The sequence below is a fragment of the Aliidiomarina maris genome (assembly GCF_003987335.1).
Classification (GTDB): Bacteria; Pseudomonadota; Gammaproteobacteria; order Enterobacterales; family Alteromonadaceae; genus Aliidiomarina; species Aliidiomarina maris.
The window spans coordinates 40,686-52,664 of record NZ_PIPK01000012.1; the positions used below are offsets into that span (position 1 = coordinate 40,686).

9 protein-coding genes are annotated in these 11,979 nt (G+C 49.9%); 3 read left to right on the plus strand and 6 right to left on the minus strand.

The features are described from left to right. Nucleotides 1-8: 8 nt before the first annotated feature. Nucleotides 9-2,867, plus strand: coding sequence for a valine--tRNA ligase (locus tag CWE07_RS11670; RefSeq protein ID WP_111569982.1), 2,859 nt, complete (start codon nt 9-11; stop codon nt 2,865-2,867). 90 nt (nt 2,868-2,957) lie between these two features. Here the strand turns inward: CWE07_RS11670 and rraB are convergent, their stop codons facing one another. From rraB to nudF, 6 genes are all read right to left on the minus strand, one after another. Beyond that, nucleotides 2,958-3,374 carry a ribonuclease E inhibitor RraB gene (gene rraB, locus CWE07_RS11675; protein WP_111569981.1) on the minus strand — a complete coding sequence of 139 codons (417 nt, stop codon included), beginning with the start codon at nt 3,372-3,374 and terminating at the stop codon, nt 2,958-2,960. 11 nt (nt 3,375-3,385) lie between these two features. Then, nucleotides 3,386-4,129, minus strand: coding sequence for a 1-acylglycerol-3-phosphate O-acyltransferase (locus CWE07_RS11680; RefSeq protein ID WP_111569980.1), 744 nt, complete (start codon nt 4,127-4,129; stop codon nt 3,386-3,388). Between the two features lie 63 nt (nt 4,130-4,192). Next, the gene (parC, locus tag CWE07_RS11685; protein WP_111569979.1) at nt 4,193-6,481 is read right to left on the minus strand and encodes a DNA topoisomerase IV subunit A; all 2,289 of its coding nucleotides are present in this window, start codon (nt 6,479-6,481) and stop codon (nt 4,193-4,195) included. A 3-nt stretch (nt 6,482-6,484) separates the two neighbouring features. Beyond that, nucleotides 6,485-8,371 (minus strand): DNA topoisomerase IV subunit B, encoded by a 1,887-nt coding sequence (parE, locus tag CWE07_RS11690; protein WP_111569978.1) that lies wholly within the window; start codon nt 8,369-8,371, stop codon nt 6,485-6,487. A 2-nt stretch (nt 8,372-8,373) separates the two neighbouring features. After that, nucleotides 8,374-8,850, minus strand: coding sequence for a DUF1249 domain-containing protein (locus tag CWE07_RS11695; RefSeq protein ID WP_111569977.1), 477 nt, complete (start codon nt 8,848-8,850; stop codon nt 8,374-8,376). A gap of 42 nt (nt 8,851-8,892) precedes the next feature. Beyond that, complete coding sequence (gene nudF, locus CWE07_RS11700) at nt 8,893-9,522, minus strand: ADP-ribose diphosphatase (RefSeq protein WP_111569976.1); 630 nt, start codon at nt 9,520-9,522, stop codon at nt 8,893-8,895. 193 nt (nt 9,523-9,715) lie between these two features. Between nudF and tolC the strand changes: the two genes are divergently transcribed. Next, the gene (gene tolC / locus CWE07_RS11705; RefSeq protein WP_111569975.1) at nt 9,716-11,086 is read left to right on the plus strand and encodes an outer membrane channel protein TolC; all 1,371 of its coding nucleotides are present in this window, start codon (nt 9,716-9,718) and stop codon (nt 11,084-11,086) included. An 85-nt stretch (nt 11,087-11,171) separates the two neighbouring features. Then, the gene (locus tag CWE07_RS11710; protein WP_111569974.1) at nt 11,172-11,969 is read left to right on the plus strand and encodes an undecaprenyl-diphosphate phosphatase; all 798 of its coding nucleotides are present in this window, start codon (nt 11,172-11,174) and stop codon (nt 11,967-11,969) included. Nucleotides 11,970-11,979 lie beyond the last annotated feature (10 nt).

Here is an 11,979-nt window from a genome sequence, read left to right on the forward strand (position 1 = left end):
AGGACATTATGGACAAGACGTATTCCCCACAAGCCATTGAAGAATCAATGTATCAGACATGGGAAACTGCTGGTTATTTTAAACCGAGCGGTCAAGGCGATGCTTACTGCATCATGATCCCGCCCCCCAATGTCACCGGCTCGTTGCATATGGGGCATGCGTTTCAACACACTATCATGGACATTTTAACCCGCTACAAGCGCATGGACGGCTACAACGCCCTCTGGCAAGTGGGTTCTGATCATGCGGGTATTGCTACCCAAATGGTAGTGGAACGTAAACTCGCCAATGAAGGTGGCCCGACGCGTCACGAGCTTGGTCGCGATGCCTTTATTGATAAAATTTGGCAATGGAAAGAGCAGTCCGGTGGCACCATTACCCAACAGATGCGCCGTTTAGGTGACTCGGTAGATTGGGATCGCGAGCGCTTTACCATGGACGACGGCTTGTCGGATGCTGTGCAAGAAGTCTTTGTGCGCTTATTTGAAGACGACCTGATTTACCGTGGCAAGCGCCTGGTTAACTGGGACCCTAAGCTTAAAACGGCGATTTCTGACCTAGAGGTTGAAAACATCGACGCTCAGGGCAAGTTATGGCACCTACGTTATCCACTAGCGGACGGCCAGACCACCGCTGAAGGCAACGGCTACTTAATCGTCGCCACCACCCGCCCTGAAACCATGTTGGGTGACGTCTGCGTTGCGGTGCATCCAGATGATGCGCGCTATAAAGATTTGCACGGTAAGTTTATTACCTTGCCACTGGTGGGTCGCCGCATTCCAATTATCGCCGACGACTATGTAGATCCAGAATTCGGCACTGGTTGCGTCAAAATTACCCCAGCCCACGACTTTAATGACTATGAAGTGGGTAAAAAGCATGGCATGCCAATGATTAACGTGCTCAATGCCGATGCCCAGATTTTAGCCGAAGCTGAGGTGTACACCAGCACGGGTGAAGTGATTGCCAATGCCGACACGCAGCTACCAAGCGAATTCGCAGGTATGGACCGTTTCGACGCACGCCAGGCAATTGTCGTGGCGTTTGAAGAAAAAGGCTTGCTGCATGCCATCGAGAACCACACCAACAAAGTTCCTATGGGTGACCGTTCAGGCGTGGTCATCGAACCATTTTTGACTGACCAGTGGTACGTGCGTGTGGCGCCGATGGCAAAAGAAGCAACCGCAGCAGTTGAAGACGGCCGCATCGAGTTTGTGCCAAAGCAATACGAAAACATGTACTTTGCCTGGATGCGTGACATTCAGGACTGGTGTATTTCGCGCCAATTGTGGTGGGGACATCGCATTCCAGCGTGGTACGACGACGAGGGCAAAGTCTATGTCGGTCGCACTGAAGCCGAAGTACGCAGCAAGCATCAGTTAGCTGACAGCGTTACATTGCGCCAAGACGATGATGTGTTGGATACCTGGTTTTCATCCGCCCTGTGGACTTTCTCAACCCTTGGCTGGCCGCAAAACACCGATGATTTGAAAACCTTCCACCCCACTGACGTGTTGGTTACTGGTTTCGATATTATTTTCTTCTGGGTTGCGCGCATGATCATGATGACCATGCACTTTATTAAAGACCCGGATGGCACACCTCAGGTGCCCTTCAAGAAAGTCTACGTTACCGGTCTTATCCGCGACGAAGAAGGCAATAAAATGTCGAAGTCGAAGGGTAACGTGCTGGACCCATTGGATATGATTGACGGCATCAGTGCTGACGAACTCGTGGCTAAGCGCACCGCCAACATGATGCAGGGCAAATTAGCTGACAAAATTGCTAAACGCACCCGTAAAGAATTCCCGGAAGGCATTACCCCTCACGGAACGGATGCGTTGCGCTTTACCCTGACAGCGCTTGCATCAACGGGCCGCGACATCAACTGGGACATGAAGCGCTTAGAGGGTTATCGCAACTTCTGTAACAAGTTATGGAATGCCAGCCGCTATGTGCTGATGAACACCGAAACCCTTGATTGTGGTCTCGATACTGACGCGGAAATTGAGCTGTCATTAGCGGACCGTTGGATTATTGAGCGCACCAATCAGGCCGTCGCTGATTTTCGCAAAGCACTTGAGCAATACCGCTTTGACCAAGCGGCCAGCATCGCCTATGAGTTCACTTGGAATCAGTTCTGTGACTGGTATCTTGAACTGACTAAGCCGGTATTATTCAATGGTAGCCCAGCGCAACAACGCGGTACACGCCGTACTTTGGTGCAGACACTAGAAAAGTTATTACGCATGCTGCACCCAATTTTACCTTACATGACTGAGGCAATCTGGCAGCGTGTCGCCCCTGTTGCGGGTATCGACACCCAAGTGCGTAAGAGCATTATGGTGGAGCCATTCCCGTTAGTGACAGAACAACAGTACCCAACTGCGCTGGCCGACTTAGAGTGGCTGAAAGAAGTCATCGTGGGCATTCGCAACATTCGTGGTGAAATGGATATTTCGCCAAACAAAGCCTTAGCACTACTCATTAAGCACGCTGACGAGACTGCTGAGCGTCGCTTAACTGATAATGCAACTTTCTTAAAAGCGCTCGCCAAGCTTGAAAGTATCGAGTTCTTGGCCGCCGATGAAGAAGGCCCAGCGTCAGCGACTGCATTGGTCGGTAAGTTAGAGCTGCATATTCCGATGGCAGGGTTAATTGATAAAGACGCGGAGCTTGCACGCTTAGATAAAGCGATAGACAAAGCACGTGGCGAAATCCAGCGCGTAGAGGGTAAGCTCAGCAATGAAAGCTTTGTCAGTAAAGCGCCAGCGGCGGTAATTGATAAAGAACGAGCTAAGCTTGCCGAGCAAGAAGAAGCACTGACGACATTAACCCAGCAACGGGCAAAAATTGCGGCATTGTAGAGTCAGCAATCGACTATATAAGGCATGAAAAAAGCCGCTTAACGGGTAACGTTAAGCGGCCTTTTTATATGCAGCGGACGCAGCGGCTAGTTAGTGCACCGTGCCCTCATTGTCGTAATCGTCATCGTCTTCAGCGTCGAGTTCAGGTAAGTAAGTCCCCCACCCGTCGTACTCAAGCTCGTATTTAATCGCCAATGCAATAATTAGGTCGGTTTGCACATTCAATTCGTCTTGAGTTAACGCGCTTTCCGCCATAATATCGCAACAAAAACCGGTGCTGCCATCTTCCATTTCTACTTCATCGGCGTCTTCAACTTCATAACCTAGCTTGGCAAGCTCAACGACAGCCTTCTCTAGATTATCGAAATCATCACTGTAAAGGTGATGTTCGATTAAATGAGGCTCGTCCATCTCCGCGCCGACCTCTTTCAGCTCCGCTAAGGTTTCGCGGGTAAAAGCCCGGCATGCTTGTTCACTATCCAGTACCGGGAATTCAGACTCGGACATTGCTGTGTCTCCTATGCTTTACGCGTTAAATCATGATCAAGCGACGCTACTTCAGCGTCAATTTGCGCTATCTTAGCATTCATTTGCGCATGTGCGGACTGCATAAGTTCACGCGCACCCTCTTTTTTTAATCCTGCGGTCTCAATCGGAGGCAAAAATTCAATAATAACCGTGCCATTGCGCCAGCGATTCAAACTCACTTGATTGTGCGTGGTTGACATACATACTGGAACGACAGGCACTTCAGCTTGCAATGCTGTATGAAATGCGCCGGTTTTGAACGGTAGCAGACCTCGGCCGTAATTGCGGGTGCCTTCGGGGAACATCCAAATTGATAACTTGCGCTTTTTAATTGCCTCAGCGGCGGTGCCAATAGTGCCGTAGGCGCGCCCTTTGTTCTTGCGGTCGATCAGAATATTGCCTGCCAGCCAATACAATTGGCCAAAGAACGGAATCCATTTGAGGCTCTTTTTACCAATCGTCACGGTGCCTAATGGCAATGAGCGACTCATGGTAAAAATATCATAGCTGTTTTGGTGGTTAGCGATGTAAACGTAAGGGCCCTGGTGGTCAAAGTCTTCTGGTTTACGAATAATTAAACGTAGGCCGAACAGGCGGTGCATACTGCCGAATATATGCGCAAATAAAGGCGTGTTATTACGATGGAACGGTCGCAAAATGCAGAACAAACACCCCAACACACCTACTACGACAAAAAATACCGCAAGAATAATAAGTCGGATTACAGCTAACATGAACACTCTCAGACAATCTTAAAAGCGTACAGTATACACGTGTACGCTAGAAAAAACCCAAGCTTATGCTTGGGTTTCTTGTTCGTCATCTGCGCTTAAATGATCGTCATTGAGCACTTGGGCTTGTAGTGCATCAACGCGCTGCAGCCCGCGTGGTAGCTTATTGCCACGCCGTCCGCGTTCGCCCTGGTAATGCTCTAAGTCGCTGCTTTTGAGCACCAACTTGCGCTTACCTGCCACGATGGTCAGGCCACTTCCAGCAGGCACAACCGTCATGGCTTTAACGTACTCTTCGCGCAATTTCGCCCGAGTGCCAGGAATACTGAGCATTTTATTGCCCTTGCCCTTACTCAGTTGCGGCATGTCTTTTAACGCAAATACCAGTAAGCGGCCTTCGTTAGACACAACCGCCACCTGGTCAGTTTCTATGTCGCTGACCACCACAGGCGCTAATACTTTCGCGGCACTTGGCAGGGTCAGTAATGCTTTACCATTTTTGACCTTACTTTGCATGTCGCTAAAGCGGGTCACAAACCCATAGCCTGCATCAGACGCCACCAAGTACTGCTGCTCTTCGCGGCCCATTAGTACTTGCTCTATCACCTCCCCGCTGACTAAGGAAAAACGTCCGGTCAGCGGTTCACCATGGGTTCGAGCGGACGGTAAAGTATGTGCTTCACAGGTAAAACAGCGCCCCGATGAATCGATAAACACCACAGGCTGATTGCTGCGCCCTCTCGCGCTGGCTAAGTAGTCATCGCCGGACTTGTACGACAATGTCGCACCGTCGACGTCATGGCCTTTGGCTGCGCGCACCCAGCCTTTCTTCGATACCACCACGGTAACGGCTTCAGATGGCGTCAACTCGCGTTCAGTCAGCGCCTTGGCCTCTTTGCGTTCCACCAACGGCGAGCGGCGATCGTCGCCGTATTTTTCAGCGTCGGCTAATAGCTCTTTCTTGATTAAAGTCTTTAAACGGCGCTCTGAACCAAGCAATGTTGTCAGTTGGTCACGTTCTTTGGCCAATTCATCTTGCTCGCCACGCAGCTTTTGCTCTTCCAATTTAGCTAAATGGCGCAACTTCAACTCTAGAATAGCTTCAGCTTGGGTGTCGGTTAAACCAAAGCGCGCCATCAGTTCTTGCTTGGGCTTTTCTTCGGTGCGAATAATCTCGATCACTTCATCGATATTCAGAAACGCAATCAACAAGCCCTGCAAAATATGCAGCCGTGCTTCAACTTTGTCCAACCGATACTGCAAACGCCGGGTCACGGTTTGCAAGCGATACACCAGCCATTCGTTCAAAATAGTCAGCAGCGACTTGACCTGCGGTCGGCCATCCAAGCCAAGCATATTCAAGTTAACGCGATAGCTCTTTTCCAGATCCGTGGTGGCAAACAAATGCGCCATCAATTGCGTGGTATCGACTCGGTTGGAGCGCGGCACTACCACTAGACGCGTTGGGTTTTCGTGGTCTGACTCATCGCGTAAATCCGCCACTAGAGGCAGCTTTTTCGCCGTCATTTGCTGGGCAATTTGCTCTAAAATGCGGGCGCCTGAGGCTTGATGTGGTAAGGCATCGATTACGATCTCACCGTCTTCTACCGCATAACGTGCGCGCATTCTGATTGAGCCTTTACCGCTGCGGTAAATCTGTTCAATATCACTTTGCGGGCTAATAATTTCCGCATCAGTGGGGTAATCAGGCCCCTGCACCAATGTCATGATGTCGGCTAAATCAGCGTTCGGCTTGTCCAGCAGTAATGCACAGGCGTTTGCCAGCTCACGGGCATTGTGCGGCGGAATATCCGTCGCCATACCAACGGCGATACCAGTCACGCCATTTAGCAAAATATGTGGCAAGCGTGCAGGTAACACCTTCGGCTCTTGCATCGTGCCGTCAAAGTTGGGCACCCAGTCTGAGGTTCCCTGGCCAAGCTCCGAGAGCAATACTTCACTAAAGCGCGAAAGCCGCGATTCGGTGTATCGCATTGCTGCAAATGACTTGGGATCGTCCGGTGAGCCCCAGTTGCCCTGCCCGTCTATCAACGGATACCGGTACGAAAACGGCTGTGCCATCAGCACCATCGCTTCGTAGCAGGCGGAATCACCGTGGGGGTGGAATTTACCTAACACGTCACCAACCGTACGTGCTGATTTCTTATACTTTGCCAAAGCCGAAAGACCAAGCTCAGACATCGCATACACAATGCGCCGCTGCACCGGCTTTAAGCCATCGCCAATATGTGGCAATGCGCGGTCCATAATGACGTACATGGAATAATTTAAGTATGCGTCTTCGGTAAATCGATGCAGTTCGATTTGTTCGTTGCTATCAAGCATCGTGGTCATAATTTATGCTAACTCCACCAAGTTGCCTTTGGACTCAAGCCAGGTCTTGCGGTCACCTGAACGTTTTTTCGCTAACAGCATATCCATCAGCGCATCGGTTTGTTCGATATCGTTCACCGTAAGCTGGACTAAACGGCGAGTGTTAGGGTCCATCGTGGTTTCGCGCAACTGAATAGGGTTCATTTCACCCAAGCCTTTAAAGCGCTGCACGTTCACTTTGCCGCGCTTCTTTTCCGCCTCGATGCGATCCAGAATACCTTGCTTTTCCGATTCATCTAAGGCGTAGAACACCTCTTTGCCGACATCGATACGATATAGGGGCGGCATTGCCACATACACATGCCCCGCTTCCACCAACGGTCTAAAGTGCTTCATAAACAATGCGCACAGCAAGGTGGCGATATGCAGACCGTCAGAATCAGCATCCGCAAGAATGCAGACTTTACCGTAGCGCAATTGCGATAAATCAGCTGCCCCTGGGTCAACCCCCAACGCAATCGTAATGTTATGAATTTCCTGTGACGCTAAAACCTGGTCGGACTCAACTTCCCAAGCATTAAGAATTTTACCGCGCAGCGGCATGACCGCTTGAAAATCACGATCGCGAGCTTGCTTAGTTGAGCCGCCTGCAGAATCACCCTCAACCAGAAATAATTCACTACGGCTTGGGTCGGACGTGGCGCAATCGGTTAACTTGCCTGGCAACGCAGGGCCTTGCGTCACGCGTTTACGTACTACTTTCTTACTTGCCCGCATACGCTTTTGCGCGTGGCTAATGCATAGTTCAGCCAATTGCTCCGCTTGGTCGGTATGCTCATTCAACCATAAACTAAATGCGTCTTTTACCACGCCACTGACGAATGCCGCGGTTTGGCGTGACGACAGGCGTTCTTTGGTTTGCCCGGAAAACTGCGGATCTGCCATTTTGATCGATAAAATAAAGCTGCAACGCTCCCAAATATCTTCAGGGGTTAACTTGACGCCGCGCGGCAGCAAATTACGAAACTCACAGAACTCGCGCAACGCTTCCAACATACCTTGGCGCAATCCGTTGACATGGGTGCCACCTTGAGCGGTTGGGATCAAGTTCACATAGCTTTCATGAATGCCCTCGCCGCCTTCTGGCAACCAGGTAACCGCCCATTCTGCCGCTTCTTCTTTGGCACTAAAGTCACCGATAAAAGGAATATGCGGTAAGCGCTCATAACCATCGACGGCCTCGACCAGATAGTCCTGTAGACCCCCTTCGTACAACCAAGTTTGCTCTTGATTTTGCGCTTTATCGACGAAGGTGATACTCAAGCCTGGGCACAATACCGCTTTGGCGCGTAGTTGGTAGGTGAGCGCACGCACTGAAAATTTTGGCGAATCAAAATACTTGGGGTCTGGCCAAAAGCGAATCGTGGTGCCTGTGTTGCGCTTGCCTACAGTCCCCGTGACTTCGAGGTCCGAGACTTTGTCACCATGTTCAAATGCCATCTGGTAAACTTCGCCGTCGCGCTTCACGCTGACTTCAACACGCAGCGACAATGCATTAACTACAGAGATACCCACACCATGTAAGCCACCGGAAAACTGATAGTTTTTATTGGAAAACTTACCGCCCGCATGCAATTTCGTCATGATCAACTCAACCCCGGGCAATTTTTCTTCGGGGTGAATATCAACCGGCATACCGCGACCATCATCGACAACCTCAATAGATTGGTCCGCATGGAGAATGACTTTGATGGCCTTAGCGTGTCCTGCTAAGGCTTCATCGACACTGTTATCGATGACCTCTTGGGCAAGATGGTTAGGCCGAGTCGTGTCAGTGTACATACCGGGGCGTCGACGTACCGGTTCGAGGCCGTTTAGAACCTCAATAGCATCCGCTTTATAGTCTGTCATTGTTATCTTTTTACCTGAAATTGGAGGCCTGAGTGGTGTGTCGCTATAGATACATCATGCCAGCGTCCACGTTGAAAGCAAAGCTTAAGCCAATCGGCAAGAAAATGGTTGATTTGCCGACGCTCATCGCGCTGATGCATATGCGGGTTAGGCTGCTCATAACTCGCAGCAAAACGTTCCAAACCTTGACTGGAAATAATCTCCGCCAACTGCATGTCATGGTACAAGCGCATAACGAAGCGAGTTTGTAGTAATGCACGTGACTGCTGCTGTTCGACTTGAATATCAGTGGTATACGGCGCATCGGTTAGCACCTTCAGTTCAAAGGTTAAGCTATCGTGTATCGATACCTGTCGTGTTTGACCCACTTCATATTGCGCGGGCAGCAAACCAATAGCCGCCGCATAATTGCGCTCAGCCAAGCTTTGCATCTCGCGTAAATCAGGCACGTACTTCTTGCGTCGTTGCTGAAACTGCATAACCCCCCATGGAACTTAAAAAGGTCTCATGTATTCGATCTGTTAAGGTGCGATTGTCGCTTGCTGCCATCGCGTCATAATAGCATCCCGGTGCAAGGCTAAGTATTGCAACGCGATGACGGTCGCCGCATTATCAATTTTACCATCATCCAGCAGCGCCATCACCTCTGCTCTAGGTAATGCTTGCACGCGTATGTCTTCGTGTTCGCTGGCAAGACCGCCAAAATCACTGGCAGAACTGGCATCGACTTTGGCTAAATAAATATGAATACGTTCAGTTAAGCCGCCTGGGCTCGACAAATAGCTTAACGCGAATTCAAGGTGCTGCGCGGTTAATCCGGCTTCTTCGTCTAATTCTCGGCGTGCAACCTCTTCGACCGCTTCGCCCTCTTCGGTCATGCCCGCTACCAACTCGATCAACCATGGCGTGTCGCTGGTGGCAATCGCACCCACCCGAAATTGCTCCAACATGACAATTTGGTCGCGCTCCACATCGTAAGGTAACACCACCACAGCGTGACCACGGTCCATCACCTCGCGCTCGATCTCAGCACTCCAGCCGCCAGCAAATAGCTTATGCTGAAGCCGATACAAGGTGGTTTTGAAAAAACCTTGGTGCAACGGGGTCTTGTTAATGATTTTCACGTCTTTTGAAGAAAATTTTAACTGCATTGGACAAACTACCTTAGTTAACCTGCATATGAACGAATTGACTCATTATTCACCAAACATTCTGTTACACTTGCGCGGTCTTAAAATTTGCGTTTTAGCATACGCTTTTAGAGTTAAACGCGCTAACATGGGTCACAGATTCTACAGCAATAATAATGACGTAGTTCTCCCAATACTGTGAAGGAAACGATCGATGAAAATCAAACTTCTGTCACTCGCCCTAGGCTTCAGCTTAGGCTTCTCCAGTTTGACAGCTAACGCCACAGACTTAACCGATATTTATCGTATGGCGTTAGAAAACGATCCGCAATTATTACGTGCCGCCGCTGAACGCGACGCCGCTCGCTCGGCTATTGATGTATCTCGTGCCGACTGGTTTCCGCAAATCGACTTTCGCACGGGTTATAGTTATAACCGCTCTGAAGGCACCCCTTCAGCAACAACAGTTCCAACCGACCCCGATTTGATTACCAGTAACACCACCAGCACCAGAACCTGGAACCGCGAGCTTAACCTGAGCCAACAAGTATTTAATTTAGGTACATGGCGCGCGACCGGCATTGTTGAAAAGCAAGCCTATCAGCAAGAAGTCAACTACTTGCTAACTCGCCAACAATTAATGCTACGTGTTACAGACGCCTACTTTAACGTGCTTTTGGCAATGGATAGTCTTGAATTTGCCCGTGCAGAAAAACGTGCTATTGAGCGCCAGCTTGACCAAACACGCCAGCGCTTTTCTGTCGGTTTAACTGCGGTGACCGACGTGCATGAAGCGCAAGCGCAATTTGACCAAGCAGTCGCCCGTGAAATTCAGGCACAAAATGCGGTAGAAATTGCCTATGAAGCATTGCGCGAAATAACCGGACGGTCACATCAAAACATTCATGTTCTGAACACTGACATGTTCGAGCCGGTCACGCCAGACCCGAGCACTGCGCGTGAGTGGGTGAATGTTGCTTATGAGCGCAACCTTGAGCTTTTAATTAGTCGCAGCGGGCTTGAAATAGCTGATCAGCGTATTGAACTGGCCCGCAGTGGACACTACCCAACAGTGAGCTTGAGCGCGAGCTACGGAAATCGTGACGTTGACTTTGGTGATCGTAGCTTTAGCGGTTTAGACCAAAGCCAAGTTGGTCTTCAGTTAGTGGTGCCTTTATTTAGTGGTGGTCGCACCGTCGCTAGCACTGAACAAGCACGTAACGATTATGTGGCGGTGAGCCAAACGCTAGAAGAAAACCGTCGTGCGGTCGAGCGTCGCGTGCGCTCTAATTACCTTGACGTAGTTGCGAATATCTCTACTATTGCGGCGCTGGAACAAGCCGTTGTCTCAGCTGAGAGCGCATTAAATGCAACCCAAGCTGGCTTTGAAGTTGGGACACGTACTATTGTCGACGTACTCGACAGTACACGTAACCTGTTTAACGCACGCCGTAATTTATCGGAAGCACGTTATTCTTACATTCAAGGCATTCTTAATTTGCAGCAAGCGGCTGGTACTATCAGCGAAGACGCATTGTTTGCAATCAATGACGCTTTGCGCCCAGCACCTGCTGAGCAGGACTAAGGCTGCCTGCTAGGTAGCGCCGACAAAAGGTGCCTTCGGGCACCTTTTTTTGTAATTGTATCGACAGCCAGTCACGGACCCCGTTATGGACTTTATTCAAATTATTGTATTGGCATTAATTCAAGGTTTAACTGAGTTTCTGCCGGTTTCGAGCTCAGCTCATCTACTTTTAATTCCGGTTTTCACTGCATGGGATGATCAAGGGTTAGCTTTTGACGTCGCGCTGCATATTGGTAGTTTAGCCGCGGTTATTTTGTATTTTCGCCAGGAAATTGCGCGCATGTTGCTGGCGTGGATAGATTCACTCAAGCATCGGCGTTTAAGCGAAGACGGTAAATTGGCTTGGGCAGTGATTCTTGCCACTATCCCTGTTGGTTTAGCTGGCGTGTTATTTAACGACTTCATTAGCCAAACCTTACGCTCACCGATTGTAGTCGCCCTCGGCCTGATTGGTTTTGGTATCTTGCTCGGCGTTGCGGATTGGAAGCATCGCGGCAACAAAACCGAATACCAAATGTCGCGTACGGATGTACTTTGGATAGCGCTTGCTCAAGCACTCGCATTAATTCCTGGCACGTCGCGCTCGGGCATTACCATTACCGCCGCGCTATTTCTGGGCCTCAGCCGTGAAGCTGCCGCGCGCTTTTCATTCTTACTGTCTATTCCGGTGATTGCACTCGCTGGTGGCTATGAAACATTAGGCTTGGTGCGCGCCGACGTCGAAGTGGACTGGCTGGCTATATTGCTTGGTGCAGTGGTGGCTGGTGTCAGTGCTTACCTGTGTATTCACTACTTCTTAGTGTTCATTCGCAAAATCGGTATGCAACCCTTTGTCGCATATCGTGTGATTCTTGGTATCATTTTACTTTGGTTATTTATCTAAACGAGTGTTC